This window comes from Mycolicibacterium chengduense, from assembly GCF_033741155.1.
Lineage (GTDB): Bacteria > Actinomycetota > Actinomycetes > Mycobacteriales > Mycobacteriaceae > Mycobacterium.
Window position 1 is genome coordinate 447,779 of the sequence record NZ_JAWQNH010000002.1, and the last position, 21,318, is coordinate 469,096.

The following is a 21,318-nucleotide window of genomic DNA, read 5'->3' on the forward strand; positions in this document are numbered from 1 at the left end:
CCGTCACCGCGGGGCCAAACTGGCCAGCATCCGCTCGCCGATCGGATGGATGCCCGTGATCACCAGACCGGCATCACCGGCGACACGGGCAGCATTGTCGAATCCCACTGTGGCCCACTGAAACCAGGGGCCGATAGTCTGGGTGGACTCCAGTCGCACCCATTGCCGCCGGATCCCTCCTGGCGTCGCGTCGAACTCAGCCAGGCAGCACCCGTCGCGGCAGAGCAGATCCCTGGCGCGCCGCAGAATGCGCACCGGGTCGCCGCCGAGCCCGATGTTGCCGTCGGCGAGCACCACCGTCTGCCAGCGTCCCGCGCCGGGAAGGGGACCGAAGACATCGCGCAGTAGCGCCGGCGCGCCGCTGCGCCGGGCCAACTCCACCGCCGTCGCCGACACATCCACACCGAGCGCCGGGATCCCTCGGCGGATCAGATCGGCGACCAACCGCCCCGGCCCACAGCCCAGGTCGATCGTGGGTCCGTCACAGCGGTCCAGCACAGCCCGGTCGAAACGCACGTCGGCGTGCAGGCCGCCCAGCCAGTTGTGCACCGGCAGACGGTGGACGGTGCCGTCGGTGTGCCGAATCCAGCAGCGCTCACCGGTGAGCGCGCGCTCGTAGAGATTTCCGAACATCACACCTCCAAAGCGCTTGTCGCACGGCGAAACCGGCTTGTGGGGCCACACTGACGACGAACTTTTTCCACGTCACCGAGGGTGTCCACGTCGGCCAGCGTCGCCAGCAGCTGGACCTCCAGCCCGCGGCCCTGCAGCGCGCGGATGGTCTGCGCGCCGGTGTCCGACCGGGACATCGGCACGGTGGCCAGCCAGTCGGGCTCGGACGCGTCGAACAGCCCGAGCGCCCACCAGCCGCCGTCCTCGGCAGGGCCCAGCACCGCCTCGGCGCCGAGCAGCGCCTCCGCGCCTTCGGCCAGCAGTGCGGCACTGACTTGCGGGGTGTCCATACCGATCTGCAGCACCGGATACCCGGCGCGGGAAGCGTCTCGGTGTGCATTGGCCAGGCGTTCGGCGAAATCGGCGCCGCGCTGGTCGATCACCGTGAAGGTCCGCAGCCGATCCCGGATGGCGGCGGCGCCGCTGGCCCTGCCCAGATCGCCGGTGAGCACGACGGTGCGGGCCGCCGCCGGGGTGGCGGCCACCGCATCGAGGGTGTCCAGCAAGGCCGCCGCAGCCACATCGGCCGCCGATTCGGCACCGATGGACGCGGCCAACCTGGTCTTGGCCAAACCGGGTACCGGCGCCTTGGCCACCACCACGATGTTCACCGGAAAGGGTGCGTTCATGTGATGGCCCGCCAGAAGTCCACGGCCGCGATGACGCTGCCACGCAGCGATCCACTCACCTTCGACCGGCCCCCGGTGCGCGATCGATACGTGACATCGAGTTCCACCACCCGCCAACCGTTGCGTGCCGCGAGCACCAACAGTTCCAGCGGATACCCCGATCGCCGGTCGGTAATCCCCAGCGCCAGCAAGGCGTCCCGGCGGGCCACCCGGAGGGGCGCGATGTCGTGCACCGGCAGGCCGTGACGGCGGCGCAGCCGCCAACACACCGCCGCAGTGCCCAGCCTGGCGTGCCACGGCCAGTGGGTACCCGGCGTCGGACGGCGCCGTCCCACCACCAGGTCGGCGCCGCGGTCGAGTTCGGCCACCAGAGTCGGCAGGGCCGCGGGATCCAGCGAACCGTCGGCATCCAGCACGGCGACGATCGGGGTCTCGGCTGCCAGCACCCCGGCGTGCACCGCGGCCCCGTAACCCGCCCGATGCTCGGACACGACATCGGCCCCGTGTGCACGGGCAACCTCGGCGGTGCCGTCGGTGCTGTTGTTGTCGACGACGAGCGGCCGGTAGTCGGGCGGGACGGCCGCCAGCACGCCGGAAAGTGACTGTGCCTCGTTCAGACAAGGCAGCACCACCGTCACCCTGGCTTGCCGCATGCCATCGAACGTATGCCTGCCGCGGGGTCATGGAAAGGGCGCAATAATGACAAGTCCGTGACATCGCTGCAGGTCGCGGCGCCGGCGCATTAGTGTCGGAGGGGTGACGAGGGTGCTGATCGCCGACGACGATCCTGTGGTGCGGGACGTGGTGCGCCGCTACCTGGAACGGGATGGCCACCTGGTGGCGGCGGCGGGTGACGGTGCGCAGGCCCTGCAGATGCTGCAATCCATGCGGATCGACCTGGCAATCCTCGATGTGATGATGCCCGGCCCCGATGGCCTGACCTTGTGCCGCAGTCTGCGCCGTGGCGACGACTACGGCATGCCGGTGATCATGTTGACCGCGCTCGGCGAGGAGGATGACCGCATCGCCGGCCTGGAAGCCGGCGCCGACGACTATCTCACCAAGCCGTTCAGCCCGCGTGAGCTGGCGCTGCGGGTGCGATCGGTGTTGCGCCGCACGCCACCGCCTGCCGAACTTCCTGCGGAATTGCAGTGTGCGGGGCTGCGTTTGAACACCGCCGCGCGCACCGTGGCGGCAGACGGCAGTCCGGTCAGCCTGACCGCGCGGGAGTTCGATCTCCTGACCTTCTTCATGTCCCACCCGGATACCGTGTACTCCCGCGACCAGCTGCTGAAACTGGTGTGGCAGTGGGACTTCGGGGATATGTCGACCGTCACGGTGCACATCAAACGGTTGCGCGCCAAACTGGGCACCCACCACCGCATCCAGACCGTCTGGGGCCGCGGGTACCTCTGGGGTACCGCCGGACACGTCAGTGGGGAGGGCTAGCCCATGCCGGCAACCGACGTGTGGGAGATCGTGGGGTGGGCGCTCGCCTGTTCGGTTCCGGTGGTCATCGCCGGTGCGCTCACGATCAGGTTGGCGCGCTCCTGGTCGCTGGCGGTCAGCATGGCGGCGTTGGTCCTCATCCCGACGCTGGCCACCTTCACCGGTGTCCTCGGCGCCAGCGGTTTCATGATCACCGAGACCTTCGAGCGCACCGCGGTCGTCCTGGTCATCGTCTCGGTGGTCACCATCCCGGCCGCGGTCACGCTGGCCCGGTACCAAGCCCGTCGTACCGTGTGGGAGAAGGAGATCCGTGATTCCGAGCGCGCCGCCGAACACTCCCGGCGACAGTTGGTGGCCTTCGTCAGTCACGACTTGAGGACACCGCTGGCCGGGATCCGCGCAGTGGCCGAAGCCATCGCCGACGGTCTGGTGGACGGCGCCGAGACCCGCGAGCACGCCAAACATATCGAGCAGGAATCGATCCGGCTCTCCGATATGGTCGACGACCTCTTCGAGATGTCCAAGATCAACGCGGGTGCAGTGCAACCGGCACTCGACACCGTCGCCTTGGACGAGGTGGTGGACGACGTGGTGGCCGCGCACCGGATCGCGGCCGAACGCGCCGGAGTGCAATTGCGTGCCCGCTTGCCGCCGCAGCCGGTGCACGTCGTCGGCAGCGGACGGGCCCTGGTGCGGGTGCTGTCCAACCTCGTCGCCAACGCCATCGCACACACCCCCGAGGGTGGCCGGGTGGAGCTGACGGCCGGTCGCGACGAGCGCGAAGCGTGGGCCCGCGTCGACGACACCGGTGTCGGCATCGACGAGACGGACCTGCCCAGAGTTTTCGACATTGCCTACCGCGGCTCCAATGGCCGTGTGCCCCGCGCTGATTCGTCGTTACCCAGCGGATCCGGGCTCGGATTGGCGATTGCAGCCGGTTTGGTCCAGGCGCACCGGGGAACGTTGTCTGCGCACAACCTGGGGACGGGCGCCCGATTCGAAGTGCGCCTGCCGCTGGCCGAGGAGATGTGAGCCGATGAGGGTGCTGGTGACCGGTGCCGCGGGGTTCATCGGTGCCCGCATCGCCGGTGCGCTGCGGGCGGCCGGTCACGACGTGGTTGCCCTGGACGCCATGCTGCCCATGGCCCACGGTCGCGGCGCCGAGGTGCCCCACGACTGCGCACGGCTCGACCTGCGGGACGCCGACGGGCTGGCTGCACTGCTGCGCGGTGTCGACGCGGTGTGTCACCAGGCGGCGGTCGTCGGTGCGGGCGTCGACGCCGCCGACGCGCCCTCCTACGCGGCGAACAACGACTACGCCTCTGCCGTTCTGCTCGCCCAGATGTATGCCGCCGGTTGCCGCAGACTGGTTTTCGCCTCGTCGATGGTCGTGTACGGGCAAGGGCGCTACGACTGTCAGGTGCACGGTCCCGTCGACCCGCTGCCGCGCACCGCGACGGACCTGGATCGAGGGGTGTTCGAGCACCGCTGTCCACACGGCGGTGAGCCGCTGCAGTGGCGCCTGGTCGACGAGGATCAACCGGTGCGTCCACGCAGTCTGTACGCGGCAAGCAAAGCGGCGCAAGAGCATTACGCGTTGGCCTGGGCCGAGGCGACGGGTGGGTCTGTTGTCGCGCTGCGCTACCACAACGTGTACGGGCCCGGCATGCCACGCGACACCCCGTACTCGGGGGTGGCAGCGATCTTCCGTTCGGCGCTGGAGGCGGGGATGCGGCCGCAGGTGTACGAGGACGGCGGTCAGATGCGCGATTTCGTCCATGTCGACGACGTCGCCGCCGCCAACCTCGCGGCACTCGACGCCGAGTTGGGCGGGTTCGAGGCGTTCAACGTCTGTTCCGGGCGGCCGGTAGCCATTCGGGAGGTGGCCGGATGGTTGTGCGCGGCGCGCGGGTCCGACCGACCGGAGGTCACCGGCCGCTACCGCAGCGGTGACGTCCGGCATATCGTCGCCGACCCCGGCCGGGCCGCCGCCCGGCTGGGCTTCCGCGCAACGGTCGACCCCGCCGACGGGATCACCGATTTCGCCTACGCCCCGCTCCGTGCCGCGGTGCGCTGAACCACAGTGCCGCCCAGTTTGCGCCGGCCGGGCATCGGGTATGTCTCGACCACTTCGACAGGACAAGAGGAGTAGACGATGCGGCCGGCTTCTTCGGATGTTCCAGCGGTCCTCTTCGACGTCGACGGCACGCTCGTGGACTCCAACTACCTGCACGTGCATGCCTGGGTGCGCGCCTTCGAGGTCGAGGACCAGCCGGTCTCGGCCTGGCGCGTCCATCGCTGTATCGGCATGGACGGCGACACGTTGGTCCGCACCCTGGCGCGTGGTGCCGACGAGGCCGTGCAACACCGGCTCAAGGACCACCACAGTCAGTTCTACCGTGAGATGGCGTCGTTGCTGACGGTGTTGCCCGGTGCGCGCGACCTGCTGCACCGGGTTTCCGACCTGGGCATACAGGTCGTGCTGGCCACGTCGGCCCCGGAGGACGAGCTGATGCTGTTGCGGCGAGTACTGGACTGTGACGACGTGATCTCCACAGTCACCTCTTCGCGGGACGTCGACGTCGCCAAGCCCGACCCTGGGATCGTGCACGTGGCGCTGGAGCGGGCCGGCGTCGACGCGTCCTGCGCGGTGTTCGTCGGTGACTCGACCTGGGACGCGTTGGCGGCCAGGCGAGCCGGCGTGGTCACCATCGGGTTGCGCAGCGGCGGGGTGGGCAGCTGTGAATTGGACTGTGCCGGAGCCAAGGTCATCTACGACGACCCGCGCGACCTGTTGGCCAACCTCGACACCAGTCCCATCGCGGCGTTGTCCGCCGCCGGCAAGCCGGACCCGCTAACCTGCTGATCGTGAACGAAGCCCGCGGCACCGCGGCTACTCCCGCGATCCGCCGCGCGGCCTGGGCGGCCGGGGCGCTGTGTGTGGCCGGTGCCCTCATCGTCGGCGCGTACACCGTGGCGGCCCCACTGCCGGACTGCGCCGGACTGTACGTCTGCCGACGCGTGGCCGACCGCACTCTGCTGCTGGGATGGACGGCGTTGGGCGTCGCGGCGGCAGCGGCAGTGGTATTGGCGGTGGTGGCACGCAGCCGCCGACTCACCGGATGGCCGGGGCGGGCGGTTGTCCTCGTGCTCACCTGCCTGCTGGCGGCCGCGTACTGGAAAACCCATTTCGGGGCACTACGTGCCGCGCTGGCGACTCAGATGCCCGTCGCGGCTCCGATGTGGACCGCAAGTTATGCCTTTTGGCTCGCCGTCGCCGGATTGGCGTTGGCTGCCGTGGGCGTCCGGCCGCGCTGAGACGCGCCCGCGCCAAACGGTCGTCGATCGTCCGCACAACGAAACACTGCCCCGCGATACGAAGAGCTCATCGCACAACGTTTGTCTGCGCCGGGACTTCGGGTAGCCCGTCCAGGCTGAGTCTTGCCGTTCAGGCATGCGGCGGTTCAGGAGCGCGTTTCAGGGGGCATATGAAGATCGCGATGGTCATCGGTTCGGTCAGGCAACCCTGCGCGGCATCCGAGCACGCCCGGTGGTTGCCCGAGTTGTGGAGCGAAGCCGGCCATCGGGTGACCGTCTACAGCCTCGGCGACGCGTCATCGGGACCGGCGGCGCCGGGAGTCGTCGCGATCACCGGCGCGGCAGGTGAACTCGCCGCCGAGCTGGAAACTGCCTGGGAGCGAGACCGTCCCGACGTCGTCCAGGCGCACTCCTGGCCGATCGGGCTCTTCGCCCAGCTCGCCGCCGATCGGCACCGGCTGCCGACCGTCCAGTCGTTTCACGGGACCGCCCCGCTCGGCCCGCGTGAACGCATGGCCAAACCCGCACAGACCCGGCTGGCAGCGCTGGTGGCGCGCAACGCCACCTGGGTCACGACCGGTTCCAGCCAGGAGCTGCAGACCGTGGCCGCGCTGCGCGGGTCACGTCGCCGAACATCGGTGATTGCCGGCGGAATCGACGTCGACATGGTGGAGCAGGCGCTGTCCGACGGGGTGCGATCGGACGGCCCCCCGCACCTGATCACCGGGCTGGCAGGTTCCGACGATCTGGATCCCGGGTTCGACGCGGTGATACGTACCCTGCCGACCGTGCCGGAGGCCCATTTCGTCGGCATCGGCCGTCCGCCACAACGACATCACCTGGACGCGGCCGGGCAGCTGGCCCGCGCACTGGGGGTGCAGCACCGCGTCGAACTCTTGGTGCCCGACCCGGCCGAGGCACTGGTATGGCTCGGGCGCACCGATGTGGCCACGTGCACACCGGCGTTGTGCACCGATCACTCGGCGGCGCTCCAGGCGATGGCCGCCGGCATCCCGGTGATCGCCCACGACACCGGCGCTCTGGCCGACACCGTCATCGACGACGTCACCGGACTGCTGATCCAGCCGGGGCGGCCAAGAGAGCTGGCAGCCGCCGCGAAAAGGCTTCTGGCCCAACCATTTGCGCGAATGAGCATGGGCGCGGCCGGACGCGCCCGGGCCAGGTCCCGCTACAGCTGGCGGCGCGTCGCACAAGAATACGAATGGGTCTACGAGAGCGCGATGGCAACCGAGGCGAGGGCAGGCAGCGGCGTCCCCTAGCCCAGGGCGGCAGCCTCTTCGCAACGACGGTTAATTGACCGTCGCGCAGGGTATTCCGCTATGCCGGGCGAGCAGCACCTCTGGCTCGACAGTAGGAGGCCGCCGTGATTCGTTCCTTCGATTCGGCGAGGCGTCATGTCCGCTGATAACGTCCAGACGGACCCCCAGGCCCCGGACGGTCACCACGAGCGGGTCGGTCAGCCGCACACCGAGATCGACGAGGGCCCGGTGGCCGATGCCGAGCAACGCGCCGCCGAGATCAGCACGGGCGAACGGCCGCTGGGCGTTCCCGGCCGGCGCTTCGATCGCCGATCGCCCTTCTACATCGGGATGACAGCGGCGGGCGGGGTGGCGGTCACCTACGGCGCGGTCCAGTTGCTGTCGATCATGTCCTCGATGCTGCTGTTGATCGGCGTTGCCTTCTTTCTCGCCCTCGGACTCGAGCCGGCCGTGTCGTGGCTGGTGACACGCCGGCTGCCGCGCTGGGCGGCGACGACGATCGTGTTCCTCGCGGTCGCCGCACTGCTGGCCGCGTTCATCGCCGCCGCCATCCCGCCGCTGTCCCAGCAACTCAGCCAGCTCATCACCCAAGCACCGCACTACCTGCAGCAGGCCCAGGACCACTCGTCGACGATCGGTCGGCTCAACGAGCGCTTCCAATTGCAGCGCAGGCTCACCGACATGCTCGACGCTTCCGGCGGATCGGCGTTGAACCAGGTCATCAGTGCGGGATCTGCTCTGGTCGAGACGGTGGTCGACACCGTCATCGTGGTGGTGCTGACCATCTACTTTCTCATCGACCTGCCACGCATCCGGACGTTCCTGTACCGCTTGGTGCCGCACTCCCGGCGCCCCCGCGCGATCCTCATCGGCGATGAGGTGTTCGCCAAGGTGGGGGCCTACCTGCTGGGCAATGTGATCATCTCGCTCATTGCCGGTGCGGCCACCATGATCTGGCTCTACGCATTCGATGTTCCCTATGCCCTGCTGCTCGGCATCCTGGTGGCATTGCTCGATCTGGTGCCGGTGGTCGGTTCCACCATTGCCGGGGTCGCGGTGGCGACGGTGGCCTGGACCGTGTCATGGCCGGTATGTGTGGCGACCATCGTGTTCTTCGTGGTGTTCCGGCTTGCCGAGGATTATCTGCTGGTGCCACGCATCATCGGGCGAGCGGTCGACGTCCCGGCGCTGGTCACCGTCGTGGCGGTGCTGATCGGCGGTGCGGTGCTCGGCATCGTCGGCGCGCTGGTGGCCATCCCCGTCGCTGCCGCCATTGCGCTGCTGGTCGCCGAGATCCTGTATCCCAGGCTGGACAACGCGTGAGTCGGTCGGCCCGTCAAGTACCCAAGACCCGGCGCAGCGGGTACTACGGGAGGGACCCTATTGGCGACATGGAGTGATGGTGATGACGACGTCTCGGACCAAGGTAGTGATCGTCGGCGGTGGCTTCGGCGGCTTGTTCTGCGCCCGCCGGCTCGGGAAGGCCGACGTCGACGTGACCTTGGTGGACCGGGCGGCCTGCCACGTGTTCCAGCCCCTGCTCTACCAATGTGCCACCGGGACGCTGAGCATCGGTCAGATCAGCCGCTCGTTGCGCGAGGAATTGGCGCGGCACCGCAACGTCACGACACTGCTCGGGGAGGCCATCGATCTCGACGCCGACGCCCGTCGGGTGACCGTGCGCAGGCCCGACGAGTCCACCTACACGCTGGATTACGACGTGCTGGTGGTGGCGGTCGGCATGCGGCAGGCATATTTCGGCAACGAGGAGTTCGCACAGTGGGCGCCCGGGATGAAGACGCTCGATGACGCGCTGAGCATCCGCCGGCGGTTGTTCGGCGCATTCGAGATCGCCGAGACGCTGCCGCCGGGACCGGAACGCGACAGCTGGCTGACCTTCGCGGTGGCCGGCGGGGGCCCGACCGGCGTGGAATTGGCAGGCCAGATCCGGGAAATGGCCACCCGCGCGCTGGCGCACGAATTCCACAGCATCGATCCCGAGGACGCCCGGGTGCTGTTGTTCGACGGCGGAAACAGCATTCTGGGTGGCTTCGCCCCGGATCTGACCGATAAGGCGACCCGAACGCTGCAGCGACTCGGGGTCGAACTGCATCTCGGGGTGCACGTCACCGATGTCCGGCCCGACGGGGTGACGGTCACCCCGAAGGACGGCAGCCCGCCGGCGGATTACCCGGCGCGCACGGTGTTGTGGACCGCCGGTGTGGAGGCGGTGCCGTTCGCGCGCCGCGTCGCCGCGGTCACCGCAACCGCATCCGATCGTGCCGGCCGCATCGCGGTGGATCCGGACCTGTCGATTCCCGGTCATCCGGAGATCTTCGTCATCGGCGATCTGGTCGGCCGCGATCACCTTCCCGGGGTCGCCGAGAACGCCATGCAGGGCGGCCTCCACGCCGCGGCCTGTATCCGCCGCGGTCTGGCAGGAAAGCCGCGGCGGCCCTTCCGTTACCGGGATCTGGGCTCGGCGGCCTATATCAGCAGGGGTAACGCGCTGTTGCAAGCCGGCCCCATCCGGCTGGCGGGGTTGTTGGGGTGGCTGGGCTGGGGACTGATCCACATCGCGTTCCTCACCGGTGTCGAGAACCGGATCAGTACGTTGGGCAGCTGGTTGGTGACCATTGCCCGGGCCAGCCGCACCGATCGGACGTTCATCCTGGGTGGAACGACCTCACCCGAACATCCGTACACCTGGCTGAAGTTCTTCCATCCACACATGCTTGCCACCGACGATCAGAAAACGGCCGACCGCGCACCGTAACCGCATCGGAAAGAGGCTTCAGCACAACCGTTTTGCCGCCAGGGAGCGGGACTCGTGCACCAGGAAGCCGGTACCGAGCGCGGCACGCACGGCGGTCACCGACGGGTGCGCGGCGTAGGCGGCGCGGGCGAGCGTGAAGAGCTGACGCTTGGGTGCGCCCGGCAACCGACACAGCTGCACACCCTGCAATCGCTGCCGGCCCAGCAGCGCCGGCACGAAGCAGACCGCCCGACCGGACTCCACCATCTGCACGTGCACCAGCGGGTCCACGCCGTCGAATCGAGTCGATGGTTCGAATCCGTTGTCGCGGCATAGTTCTCGCGCCCACCGGCCGGGCGCGGAATCACGGGGATCCAGCGCCCACGGCGCACCCGCCAGGTCGGCCAGCCCGGTGGGCTCGCTCCACGGCCCCCAGGTCGGCACGGCCAGGAACACCTCGTCGGCACCGAGGTCCACCCGGTGCATGTCCGGGCGCCCGCGGAACGGTTCGCCGGGATACTCCTCGCCGAGCACGACGTCGAATCCACCGGTGAGCAGTCCCGACATCGCCGCATCCGCCTCGCGCTGGGCGATGTCGACGCGCAGCTCCGGATGATCACGCTCCAGCGCATCGAGGGCAGCGGGCAGCAGGGACAACAGGACGGTCTGGAACGATGCCACCTGTAGCCGGCCCCCGACCCTGCCCTGCGCCGCGGCCAGCGCGGTCTCGGCATCCTCCAGCGCGGTGATGGCCACCCGTGCGTGGTCGACCAGGATGCGGCCCGCCTCGGTGAGTCGGACACCCCGGCCGACCGGTTCGGTCAAAGCCACCCCGGCCTCTCGCTCGAGCTGGGCCAGCTGCTGGGACACCGCCGACGGACTGTACGACAGGGCGCGCGCCACCGCGGCCAGCGTGCCCCGCCGCTCCAACTCGTAGAGCAGCACCAGCCGCTGCAAGTTGAGCACCGCCGCTCCATTCACCAGTTCTACTTACTGTTTTGGATCATAAACATTCGCTGGACTGTTTGTTTCAGCGTTGGGAAGCTGGTGCCATGCCGATCTCCGCGACCCACCCGCGCCACTCCGGCTCGTCGCGCAGCGTGCTGATGGTGCTGGGATCGTGTGTGTCGTTGCAGCTGGGCGCCGCCGTCGCCACGCCCCTGCTACACCACCTCGGCACCGGCCTGCCGGTGATGTTCCGGCTGCTGCTGGCCGGCACCCTGCTGCTGGCCGTGTTCCGGCCCCGCGTCAACCGATGGACCCGGTCGCAATGGACGTCGGTGCTGGTGTTCGGGCTCGCGTTGGGCGGCATGAACGGCTTCTTCTTCGCCGCGATCGCCCGCATCCCGCTCGGCACCGCGGTGACCATCGAGTTCGCCGGTCCGCTGCTGCTGGCGGCGATCTTGGGGCGGGGTCCTCGGCACCTGGTGTGCGTGGCCGCAGCGGCCATCGCGATCGCCACCCTCGGCCTGCACGGTTCAGGCACCGCGACGACCCACCTGGACGCCGCGGGCGTCATCCTCGCCCTGATCGCCGCCGGCTTCTGGGCGCTCTACATGCTGGCCGGCAAGCAGGTCGGCGCCCAGGTGCCGGGCCACGGCGCGCTGGCGGTCGGCATGCTCGTCGGAGCCGCGGCGACGCTGCCGTTCGCCGCGCCGGCCCTGCCCGCGCTGGCGCAGGCACCGAGCCTGCTTTTCCAGCTGGCCGCCGTCGCCGTCCTCTCCTCGGTGATCCCGTACTCGCTGGAATTCGCGGCCATGCGCCGGCTGTCCACACAGACCTTCGGCGTGCTGCTCAGCCTCGAACCGGCCGTTGCGGGCATCGCCGGCTGGGCCTTGCTCGGCCAAACGCTGTCCTGGGTCGACACCGGCGCGATTGCCACCGTGGTGATCGTGTCCGCGATCGCGACGCTGGACCGGCGCCCCGGCGCCACGCCCGCGCGATCAGATCTGACCGCCGTCGGCGCGGGATGACGAGCATCGGGCCGGGTTTCGCCCCCTTTCGGGGACGGTGGCTTTCGCCCCATTCGGGGGCGGTGGTTATAGTCGACTTCGTGAACATCGGCCTGCGTCGCTATTGGCGCTTTATCCCGGCTCCGGGTGGAGCCACGGATAAAGTGCGGTAATCCAGCGCGCGACGCCACCACCCGGAGCCCGGCAGTGACCAATCGGTCACTGCTTTCGTCATTTCAGGGCACCGGACGGGTCGGGTGAGCCCTGATATCGATCAAGGAGACCACCCCGATATGACCATCACCGCCGTCGACATCCCCACCTCCGACCGACGGATCACCGAATTCCGCCCCATCCCCAGTCCACAGGAGATCCGGGCCGAGCTGCCGCTCCCCACCGCCCTGGCCGCCGACGTCCAACGCCATCGCGACGAGATCGCCGACATCCTCGCCGGCCGCGATGGGCGCCTGCTGCTGGTCGTCGGTCCGTGCTCGGTCCACGACCCGGTCGCGGCCCTCGACTACGCCCGCCGGCTGGCGCCGCTGGCCGCCGACTACGCCGACCGGTTGAAGATCGTCATGCGCGTCTACTTCGAGAAACCGCGGACCGTGGTCGGGTGGAAAGGCCTGATCAACGACCCCGGCCTGGACGGCACGTTCGACGTCGAGCGTGGGCTGCGGACCGCCCGCGCCCTGCTGCTCGACATCGGCGCACTCGGCCTCGCCGTCGGCTGCGAATTCCTGGAACCGACCAGCCCGCAGTACATCGCCGACACCATCGCGTGGGGTGCCATCGGTGCGCGCACCACCGAGTCGCAGATTCACCGCCAGCTGGCGTCGGGTCTGTCGATGCCCGTCGGGTTCAAGAACGGCACCGACGGAAACCTGCGCGTCGCCATCGACGGCGTGAATGCCGCAGCGGCACAACATGTCTTCTTCGGTATCGACGAGCTGGGCCGGGGCTCGGCGGTCCAGACGGCCGGAAATCCGGACTGCCACGTGATCCTGCGCGGTGGCACGGCCGGCCCGAATCACGATGCCGCGTCGGTGCGCGCCGCCGTGCGTGAACTCGAGCAGGCCGGGTTACCCGGCCTGGTGATGGTCGACTGCTCGCACGCGAATTCGGGCAAGGATCATGTCCGCCAGGCCGAGGTGGCGACCGAGATCGCCGACCGGATCGCGGCGGGCGAACGCGGGATCAGCGGTCTGATGTTGGAGAGCTTCCTGGTCGCCGGCGCCCAGAACCTGGGGCCCGATCTTGTCTACGGGCAATCGGTGACCGATGCCTGCATGGGCTTCGACACGACGCGCGCGGTGCTCGCGCGTCTGTTCGCCGCCGTCGGCTGACAGAATACGAGTCCCCGCCCGACATCAGGAGGAGCGCGATGGCCTTGTCCGGTTCCGAAGCCTTCGAACGGTTGGTCGGGCACCTCGATTACCCGATGTTCGTGGTGACCACCCACGCCGAGGGCACCCGGGCCGGATGCCTGGTCGGCTTCGCGAGCCAGACCAGCATCCGGCCGCCGCGCTTCCTGATCGGGCTGTCCAAGCGGAATTTCACCTACCGCATCGCGCGCGGCGCCGACCATCTTGCGGTGCATGTGCTCTCCCGCCAGGACGCGGCGCTGGCCCGGTCGTTCGGCTCCGAAACCGGGGACGAGGTGGACAAGTTCGCGCGCTGCGACTGGTACGCCGGCCCGCACGACCTGCCGATCCTGCGGGACGCCCCGGCCTGGTTCGCCGGCAAGGTGCTCGCCCGCTTCGACGCCGGCGATCATCTGGCGCACCTGCTGGAGCCGGTCGCCGGGGACGCCCCGGAATCGTTCGGCGATATCCTCACCTTCAGCGACGTCTCCGATCTGGAACCCGGTCACGAGGCGTGAGACCGGGTCCTCACAAAACCCGCGGCTGGGCCGTCTACTCGGTGTGACGCTCAAACAGCCCTTCCAGGCCGTGGTCTCCGAGCACGGTCCCACGGTGTTGCGGGTCTGCCGGGTCATCGTCGGTCCCGTCGACGGCGACGATGCATGGTCGGAAACCTTCCTGTCGGCGCTGAAGGCCTATCCCGACCTGCCGGCGGATGCCAACGTCGCGGCCTGGCTGGTGACCATTGCGCACCGCAAGGCCATCGACATCCTCCGCAGCCGGGCCCGGCACGCCGTCCCCACCGATGATCTCCCCGAACGGCCCACCGCGGCGCGCGATGAAGGACATGACGACCTGATCGACGCGGTGAACCGCCTGTCCCCCAAACAAAAACAGGCCGTCGCCTACCACTACCTGGCCGGCCTGCCCTACACCGAAGTCGCCGACATCACCGGCAGCAGTCCCGACGCCGCCCGCCGCGCCGCCGCCGACGGGATCGCCGCGCTGCGCCGCCGCCTCAGCGATCCGCCCCTCGTACCGGGCGCGTCCACGAAAGGACAGCACTCATGAACATCGACAACCGAGACGTCATCGGCCACCTCGCCACGATCACCGGCGCAGACGCCGATCACCTGACGGCACTGCAGAACCGGCTCGCCGCCGCCGCCCAGCGCGACGCCGTCCTCGACATCGCCTACCGCGTCGTCGACAGTCCCGTCGGGCCGCTGCTGATCGCCGCCACCGAGGTCGGACTGCTGCGGGTCGCCTATGCCAGCGAGGGCCACGATGCCGTCCTGCAGCGACTGGCCGACAAGGTCAGCCCCCGCATCCTGCTGGCGCCCGACCGTCTGGACACCGCCGCACGCGAACTCGACGAGTACTTCGCCGGTGTGCGGCGCGCATTCGACATGCCGCTGGACTGGCGGCTGTCCGCCGGCTTCCGCAACACCGTCCTGCGACACCTCCCCCAGATCGGATACGGCCGCACCGCCAGTTACGCCGCGGTCGCCGAGCTCGCCGGCAATCCGAGGGCCGTCCGCGCGGTGGGCACCGCATGCGCCACCAACCCGCTCCCCGTCGTCGTGCCCTGCCATCGCGTCGTGCGCAGCGACGGAGCGATGGGCGGCTACCTCGGCGGCCCGCAGGCCAAGCGACTCCTGCTCGATCTGGAGGCCGCATGACCACCGCGACCGACCACTAAGCCGGGTTGAGCAGGCTGTCGATGATCGCGTCGGCCAGCACCGCGGGTGCGTGCACAGCGCCCAGGCGGTGTACCCGACCGTCGTTGCCCGGCCAGGTGACACCAGTGCCGTCGAAGTGGATGTCGACCTCGACGTTGTTGATAGCGGCTCGGGCCGCATGACCGACCTGGACGACCTTTTCCGCACCCCGCCGGAGCGGTTCACCGCGCGGCGTAAGGAGTTGGTCGCCGCCGCCAAGAAGCGCGGCGACCCGGACGCGGCCCGCACCGTCGGCGCGGCACGACGTCCCACGACGGCGGCATGGTTGGTCAACCTGCTGGTGCTGACCGACACGACGGTGCGGCCGAGACTGGCCGAGCTGCGTCAGGACCTGCGCGCGGCCCATACCGAGATGGACGGGCCGCGCATCCGCGAATTGTCCAAGAAGCAACGGGTATTGATGCACGAGCTGACGGCCGCCGCGTTGGCGGCGACCGGGCAGGCGCATCCGACGTCGGCGCTGCGCGAGGAGGTGAGCGGCACCCTGCAGGCCGCGGTCGCCGATCCCGACGTCACCGCCCGCCTGGGCCGGCTGACCAAAGCCGAGACCTGGTCCGGCTTCGCCGACTTCGGCACGTCGTCGGCGGTCACGACACGGGCGGCCGCGACGAAACGGACCACAGCCACCAAGCAACCGGCGCCCCAACCGGCACCCGGAGAACCGCAGGACCGGCCCGAGATCGGGCGGGCGCTGCGCCGGCGCGACACCGCTACCAGCGCCGTGAACGAGGCGCGCAGCGCCCATGCCGACGCCGTGGCTACCGCCGAGGAGCACCGCGACAAGCTCGCTGCCGCCCGCAACCGGTTGGCCGAGCTGCAGGCAGCGCTGGCCGCCGCGGAGCGCGATGTGGTTGCCGCCCAGCGCGAATACGCTCATGCACAACGCCGGGCCGACACCGCGCACCACCAACTCGAAACGGCGGAAACCGCCCTGCGGCAAGCCGATTCGGAGCTCGCCAGGCTGAACGTGGGGTGAGGCGCGTCAGGCCGGCGACAGAATCGCAACCAGAAAGTCCGCGCCGTCGGTGAACGGCCGCAGATCCCAGGTCGAGAGCAGCAGGTCCGCCCGCAAACCCGCGGCGGCGGCGTCGTCGAAAAACTGATCGAACTCGTAATCCCGACCGGCACCGAACCCGATCACCGCCCGCCCATCGGGAGCGAGATGGGCGCGCAGCCGGGCCAGCGTGGCGCGACGGGTGCTCGGCGCCAGGAACGTCATCACATTGCCGGCCGAGACGATGACGTCGAACGGCTCGGTGATGCCGCGCGCAGGCAGATCGAGTTCGGCGAGGTCACCGACGAGCCAGCGCGGTCCGGGATGGTCCTGCTCGGCGGCCTCGATGAGCGCGGGGTCGACGTCGACGCCGACCACCCGGTGACCGGCGGTGGCCAGGTAACCGCCGAGCCGACCCGGACCGCAACCGGCGTCGAGGATGTGCGCACCGCGCGGCGCCATCGCATCCACCAGGCGGGCCTCGCCATCCAGATCACGCCCAGCGGCCGCCATGGCCCGGAAGCGGTCGATATACCACTGCGAGTGCCCTGGGTCGGCGGCAACCTTCTGCATCCAGATACTCTGCTCGACCATAGGACCATTGTGGCAGGCCGGTCCGGCTGACCCAAAGGCCTTGAGCAGCAAGGTTGTCAGCGCCCGGCACCGACCGTGCACCCGGCCCCGGGCGCTCCGCAGCGGGTCCACGGCCACCGTGTCCGCGGTCACTGCGGTGTCCTCGGTGGCGTCCTCGGCGGTATCCTCGGCGGCGTCCTCGGCGAGGTCCGATGTGATTCACCCGTGCCGTCGCTCACGGTGCGCGTGCGCAAACATGTCGGGCGGGGCGCCTAGTATCTCTGCGGCAGGCCGTGCCGGGTACCGGTGCCGGGACCACGCGTCGCGTCGCGGACGACGACCGCGAACCCGCCAGAACTCAGGCTCGGTCCTCGCTCGCCCGGCCCGGAAGGAAAGGACCCGCCGTGAGCTACAACGCCGCTGACATCACCGAGCTCGACGATGTTCAGCACACCCGCCTGCGGCCGGCGGTCAACCTGGGCTTGGACGTCCTGAACACGGCGCTGCGCGAGCTCGTCGACAATGCCATCGAAGAGGTTGCCGACCCCAGCCACGGCGGGTCGACGGTCACCATCACCCTGCACGCCGACGGATCGGTCAGCGTCGCCGACGACGGTCGCGGTCTCCCCGTCGACTCGGACCCGGTGACCGGCAAGAACGGCATCGTCAAGACCCTGGGCACCGCGCGCGCCGGCGGAAAGTTCTCCGCGCACGCCGATGCGAGCAGCACGGGCGCCGGGCTCAACGGCATCGGCGCCGCGGCGGCCGTATTCATCTCCGCCAGGACCGACGTCACGGTGCGTCGCGGTGGGAAGACCTATCTGCAGAGCTTCGGGGGCGGCTATCCCGGCATCTTCGATGGCAAGGACTTCGACCCCGAGGCCCCGTTCACCCGCGCCGACACCCAGAAATTGCGCGGCACGGGCAACCGCAAGCCCGACGCGCACGGCACGGAAGTGCGCATCCTGTTCGAACAGGCCGTCGTCCCGGACTCCAGCATCGACATCGGTGAGGTGCTGTTGCGGGCGCACGCCGCCGCGCGGATGTCGCCCGGCGTCCATCTGGTGGTGGTCGACGAGGGTTGGCCCGGCGGGGAGGTTCCGCCCGCGCTGGTCACGCCGTTCAGCGGCCCCTGGGGTACCGACACCTTGCTCGACCTCATGTGTACCGCCGCGGGCACCCCGCTGCCCGAGGTCCGGGCGGTCGTGGAAGGCCGCGGCGAGTACACCACCGGCCGTGGCCCCACCCCGTTCCGCTGGTCTCTGACCGCCGGTCCGGCCGAACCGGCCACGGTGGCCGCGTTCTGCAACACGGTGCGCACCCCCGGCGGCGGATCGCACCTGACGGCCGCGGTGAAAGGGTTGTCCGAGGCGCTGGCCGACCGGGCGTCGCGCATCCGCGACCTGGGCTTGGCCAAGGGGGAGGACGGCCCCGAACCCCAGGATTTCGCGGCCGTCACCGCGCTGGCCGTGGACACCCGGGCACCCGATGTGGCCTGGGACTCGCAGGCCAAGACCGCGGTGTCCTCCCGCTCCCTGAACGTGGCGATGGCACCGGACGTGGCGCGCAGTGTCACCATCTGGGCCGCCAATCCCGCCAACGGTGACGTGGTGACGTTGTGGACCAAACTGGCCCTCGAAGCGGCGCGCGCCCGGCGCAGCGCCGAGGGTGCCAAGGCCCGGTCACGGGCGGCGTCGAAGGCCAAGGGACTGGGCACGAACCTGTCGCTGCCGCCCAAGCTGCTGCCGAGCCGGGAGACCGGGCGCGGATCGGGCGCCGAGTTGTTCCTGTGCGAGGGCGATTCGGCGCTGGGCACCATCAAGGCGGCCCGCGACGCCACGTTCCAGGCGGCGTTCCCCTTGAAAGGCAAGCCGCCCAACGTCTACGGCTTCACCGTCAGCAAGGCGCGCATCAAGGACGAATTCGACTCCATCGAGCGGATTTTGGGCTGCGGCATCCGGGACAACTGCGATCCCGAGCAGTGCCGGTACGACCGCATCCTGTTCGCCTCCGACGCCGACCCCGACGGCGGCAACATCAACTCGAGCCTCATCTCGATGTTCCTGGATTTCTACCGTCCCCTCGTCGAGGCCGGGATGGTCTATGTCACCATGCCGCCGCTGTTCGTCGTGAAGAACGGTGACGAGCGGATCTATTGCCAGGACGAGTCCGAGCGCGACAGCGCGGTGGCCCAGTTGAAAGCGACCTCCAAGAAACGGGTCGAAGTCCAGCGCAACAAGGGTCTCGGTGAGATGGATGCCGACGACTTCTGGAACACCGTGCTGGATCCCCAGCGGCGCACCGTGATTCGGGTCCATCCCGACGACGGCGAGAAGAATTTGCATCACACGCTGTTCGGCGGGCCACCGGAGGGCCGGCGCACGTGGATGGCCGATATCGCCTCCCGTGTCGACACCTCCGCGCTGGACCTGACCTAGGAGACACCCCGTGACCGCCGTTATCGAGCAGAATCCGGACCTGGTGCTCGACCAGAGCGCCGACGACTACTGGAACCACTACCAGCTCACCTTCGCGCTCTACAGCGTCAGCGACCGCGCCATCCCCTCGGCGTTCGACGGCCTCAAGCCGGGTCAGCGACGGCTGCTCTATCAGATGCACGATTCCAAACTGCTGCCAGGGAACAAGCCGCAGAAATCCTCGAAGGTGTGCTCTGCGGTCACCGGCAACCTGCACCCGCACGGCGGCGCGTCGATGTACGGGGCCGCCGCACTGATGGCCGCCGAGTTCCAGCGCGTGAAAGTCATTGACGGGCAAGGTGCTTTCCCCAGGATCCAGGGTGACATTCCGGCGGCCGACCGCTACACCGAGATGCGGTTGTCCGCACCCGGGGCGGCACTGACCGCCGAGCTCGACAGTCATGCGGTGCCGATGGTGCCCACCTTCGACGGCGAGTGGGTGGAACCGACGTGGCTGCCCGCCCAGTGGCCGGTGCTGCTGTGCAACGGTGCCGTCGGCATCGCGGAGGGCTGGGCCACCAAGGTTCCGGCCCATAATCCGCGCGAGGTGATGGCGGCCTGCCGGGCCCTGCTGAAGACCCCGAATATGACCGATGACCGGCTGGTGAAACTCATGCCCGGTCCCGACTGGGGCTGCGGGGCCACGGTGGTCGGCACGGCCGGATTGCGCGAATACATCACCACCGGCCGTGGCGCCTTCACGGTGCGCGGCACGGTGACGGTCGACGGGAAGAACTGCGTCATCACCGAACTGCCGCCGGGTGTCGCGAGCAACACCGTGCAGGACCGGATCCGGGCGCTGGTGGAGTCCGGTGAACTGTCCGGGGTGGCCGACATGTCGGACCTCACCGACCGCCGCAACGGATTGCGCATCGTCGTCACGGCCAAGCGTGGGCACAATGCCGAGCAGATCCGTGAGCAGCTGCTGGCCCTCACACCGCTGGAATCCACTTTCGCCGCCAGCCTGGTCGCGCTCGACGAGAATCGGGTGCCGCGCTGGTGGTCGGTGCGCGAACTGATCTCCGCATTCCTGCATCTGCGAGATTCGGTGGTGCTGCACCGCAGCGAGTACCGGCTGGAGAAGGTCGCCGCCCGCCGCCACCTGGTGGCCGGGCTGATGACCATTCACCTGGACATCGACGCGGCGGTGGCGGTGATCCGCGGATCCGAGACCGTCGACGAGGCCAGGCAGGGTCTGCAGGACAGGTTCTCCATCGACGCCGAGCAGGCGGATTACGTTCTGGGACTTCAGCTTCGACGGCTGACCAAACTCGACGTCATCGAGCTGCAGGCTGAGGCCGAGAAGCTGGACGCCGAGTTCGCCGAGCTCACCGAGTTGGTGGCCAACCCGGAGGCGCGGCGCGCGGTGATCGATCGGGAACTGGTCGAGACGGCAAAACTGTTCAAGGGGCCCGAATTCGATCGACGCACCGTCCTCGACTTCGACGCCACGCCGGTGACCTCCGGTGCCGATGAGGACGGGCCGCGCGAGCGGAAGGTCAACACCGCGTGGCGCCTTGACGATCGGGGCGTGTTCTCCGACAGCCACGGCGAGCTGCTGACCTCAGGCCTGGGCTGGGCCGTGTGGACCGACGGGCGGATCAAGTTCACCGCGGGTGGGGGTCTGCCGTTCAAGATCCGGGACATCCCGGTGGCCCCGGACATCACCGGGCTGCTGCGCTCAGGTGTCCTGCCCGCCGGCTACCACTTGGCCCTGGTGACGCGGCGCGGCAAGATTCTGCGGATCGACCCGGCGGCGGTGAACCCGCAGGGCGTGGCCGGTAACGGCGTGGCCGGCGTGAAGCTCGCCGCCGACGGTGATGAGGTGATCGCGGCGCTGCCGGTCTCCTGCCAGAACGGCGAGGCCATCCTGTCCACCTCCGAGAAAGGGTGGAAGGTCACCGAGGTCGCCGACATCCCGGTCAAGGGCCGCGGTGGCGCAGGCGTCGGATTCCATCCCTTCGCCGCCGGCGAGGGTGCGCTGCTGTCGGCGTCGATCTCGACCACCGGGTTCGTGCGCGGCAAGAGGCCGGTGCGGGCGGAGAATCGGGCGAAGGCGTCGGTGAAGGGCTCCGGCGCGGACGTGACTCCCGCCGAGTAGGGCGGCGGGTTC

Annotated in this window: 21 protein-coding genes; 16 read left to right on the forward strand and 5 right to left on the reverse strand. The window is 69.4% G+C overall.

The genetic code is table 11. The annotated features are described in order from the left end of the window. Positions 1 to 3: 3 nt before the first annotated feature. From SBI67_RS07740 to SBI67_RS07750, 3 genes are read right to left on the reverse strand one after another with little or no spacing between them, the layout of a single operon-like run. Positions 4 to 633 carry a methyltransferase domain-containing protein gene (locus SBI67_RS07740; protein ID WP_318979976.1) on the reverse strand — a complete coding sequence of 210 codons (630 nt, stop codon included), beginning with the start codon at positions 631 to 633 and terminating at the stop codon, positions 4 to 6. After that, a complete protein-coding gene (locus SBI67_RS07745; protein WP_318979977.1) occupies positions 633 to 1,301 on the reverse strand; it encodes a TIGR04282 family arsenosugar biosynthesis glycosyltransferase in 669 nt (222 codons plus the stop codon). The genes SBI67_RS07740 and SBI67_RS07745 overlap by 1 nt, the downstream gene beginning before the upstream one ends. Further along, positions 1,298 to 1,954, reverse strand: coding sequence for a glycosyltransferase family 2 protein (locus tag SBI67_RS07750; RefSeq protein ID WP_318979978.1), 657 nt, complete (start codon positions 1,952 to 1,954; stop codon positions 1,298 to 1,300). The genes SBI67_RS07745 and SBI67_RS07750 overlap by 4 nt, the downstream gene beginning before the upstream one ends. Positions 1,955 to 2,057: 103 nt before the next feature. Here SBI67_RS07750 and SBI67_RS07755 point away from each other — a divergent pair, with 103 nt between their 5' ends. The 8 genes from SBI67_RS07755 to SBI67_RS07790 all read left to right on the forward strand — a co-directional run bounded on the left by SBI67_RS07755 (position 2,058) and on the right by SBI67_RS07790 (position 10,124). Next, entirely contained in the window at positions 2,058 to 2,750 is a 693-nt protein-coding gene (locus SBI67_RS07755) for a response regulator transcription factor (RefSeq protein ID WP_318979979.1), read from the forward strand. A 3-nt stretch (positions 2,751 to 2,753) separates the two neighbouring features. Next, positions 2,754 to 3,782, forward strand: coding sequence for a sensor histidine kinase (locus SBI67_RS07760; RefSeq protein ID WP_318979980.1), 1,029 nt, complete (start codon positions 2,754 to 2,756; stop codon positions 3,780 to 3,782). A gap of 4 nt (positions 3,783 to 3,786) precedes the next feature. After that, positions 3,787 to 4,827, forward strand: coding sequence for an NAD-dependent epimerase/dehydratase family protein (locus tag SBI67_RS07765; protein ID WP_318979981.1), 1,041 nt, complete (start codon positions 3,787 to 3,789; stop codon positions 4,825 to 4,827). A 78-nt stretch (positions 4,828 to 4,905) separates the two neighbouring features. Then, positions 4,906 to 5,616, forward strand: coding sequence for an HAD family hydrolase (locus tag SBI67_RS07770; RefSeq protein WP_318979982.1), 711 nt, complete (start codon positions 4,906 to 4,908; stop codon positions 5,614 to 5,616). Positions 5,617 to 5,618: 2 nt separating this feature from the next. Continuing rightward, positions 5,619 to 6,068: a hypothetical protein gene (locus tag SBI67_RS07775; RefSeq protein WP_318979983.1), complete on the forward strand. Its 450-nt coding sequence runs from the start codon at positions 5,619 to 5,621 to the stop codon at positions 6,066 to 6,068. 170 nt (positions 6,069 to 6,238) lie between these two features. Continuing rightward, positions 6,239 to 7,348, forward strand: a complete 1,110-nt coding sequence (locus SBI67_RS07780) for a glycosyltransferase family 4 protein (RefSeq protein ID WP_318979984.1) — start codon at positions 6,239 to 6,241, stop codon at positions 7,346 to 7,348. Between the two features lie 135 nt (positions 7,349 to 7,483). Then, entirely contained in the window at positions 7,484 to 8,671 is a 1,188-nt protein-coding gene (locus SBI67_RS07785; RefSeq protein WP_318979985.1) for an AI-2E family transporter, read from the forward strand. Between the two features lie 82 nt (positions 8,672 to 8,753). Beyond that, positions 8,754 to 10,124 (forward strand): NAD(P)/FAD-dependent oxidoreductase, encoded by a 1,371-nt coding sequence (locus SBI67_RS07790; RefSeq protein ID WP_318979986.1) that lies wholly within the window; start codon positions 8,754 to 8,756, stop codon positions 10,122 to 10,124. Between the two features lie 18 nt (positions 10,125 to 10,142). Here the strand turns inward: SBI67_RS07790 and SBI67_RS07795 are convergent, their stop codons facing one another. Then, positions 10,143 to 11,069: a LysR family transcriptional regulator gene (locus tag SBI67_RS07795; protein ID WP_318979987.1), complete on the reverse strand. Its 927-nt coding sequence runs from the start codon at positions 11,067 to 11,069 to the stop codon at positions 10,143 to 10,145. A gap of 86 nt (positions 11,070 to 11,155) precedes the next feature. On the opposite strand from SBI67_RS07795, the gene SBI67_RS07800 reads away from it, so the two are divergent. From SBI67_RS07800 to SBI67_RS07825, 6 genes are all read left to right on the forward strand, one after another. Beyond that, complete coding sequence (locus SBI67_RS07800) at positions 11,156 to 12,076, forward strand: EamA family transporter (RefSeq protein ID WP_318979988.1); 921 nt, start codon at positions 11,156 to 11,158, stop codon at positions 12,074 to 12,076. 272 nt (positions 12,077 to 12,348) lie between these two features. Next, positions 12,349 to 13,401, forward strand: a complete 1,053-nt coding sequence (locus tag SBI67_RS07805) for a 3-deoxy-7-phosphoheptulonate synthase (RefSeq protein ID WP_318979989.1) — start codon at positions 12,349 to 12,351, stop codon at positions 13,399 to 13,401. Between the two features lie 38 nt (positions 13,402 to 13,439). Further along, positions 13,440 to 13,937: a flavin reductase family protein gene (locus SBI67_RS07810; RefSeq protein WP_318979990.1), complete on the forward strand. Its 498-nt coding sequence runs from the start codon at positions 13,440 to 13,442 to the stop codon at positions 13,935 to 13,937. Positions 13,938 to 13,980: 43 nt separating this feature from the next. Further along, positions 13,981 to 14,490: an RNA polymerase sigma factor gene (locus SBI67_RS07815; protein WP_318979991.1), complete on the forward strand. Its 510-nt coding sequence runs from the start codon at positions 13,981 to 13,983 to the stop codon at positions 14,488 to 14,490. Next, positions 14,487 to 15,101 carry a methylated-DNA--[protein]-cysteine S-methyltransferase gene (locus SBI67_RS07820; RefSeq protein ID WP_318979992.1) on the forward strand — a complete coding sequence of 205 codons (615 nt, stop codon included), beginning with the start codon at positions 14,487 to 14,489 and terminating at the stop codon, positions 15,099 to 15,101. Before SBI67_RS07815 ends, SBI67_RS07820 begins: the two co-directional genes overlap by 4 nt. A gap of 70 nt (positions 15,102 to 15,171) precedes the next feature. Next, positions 15,172 to 16,137 (forward strand): hypothetical protein, encoded by a 966-nt coding sequence (locus SBI67_RS07825; RefSeq protein ID WP_318979993.1) that lies wholly within the window; start codon positions 15,172 to 15,174, stop codon positions 16,135 to 16,137. A 6-nt stretch (positions 16,138 to 16,143) separates the two neighbouring features. Here the strand turns inward: SBI67_RS07825 and SBI67_RS07830 are convergent, their stop codons facing one another. After that, positions 16,144 to 16,749: a class I SAM-dependent methyltransferase gene (locus tag SBI67_RS07830; protein ID WP_318979994.1), complete on the reverse strand. Its 606-nt coding sequence runs from the start codon at positions 16,747 to 16,749 to the stop codon at positions 16,144 to 16,146. Between the two features lie 383 nt (positions 16,750 to 17,132). On the opposite strand from SBI67_RS07830, the gene SBI67_RS07835 reads away from it, so the two are divergent. Both SBI67_RS07835 and SBI67_RS07840 read left to right on the forward strand, forming a co-directional pair. Beyond that, on the forward strand, positions 17,133 to 19,166 hold the full coding sequence (locus SBI67_RS07835; RefSeq protein ID WP_318979995.1) for a toprim domain-containing protein: 2,034 nt from the start codon (positions 17,133 to 17,135) through the stop codon (positions 19,164 to 19,166). Between the two features lie 10 nt (positions 19,167 to 19,176). Next, positions 19,177 to 21,306, forward strand: a complete 2,130-nt coding sequence (locus SBI67_RS07840) for a DNA gyrase subunit A (protein WP_318979996.1) — start codon at positions 19,177 to 19,179, stop codon at positions 21,304 to 21,306. The last annotated feature ends 12 nt before the right edge of the window (positions 21,307 to 21,318 follow it).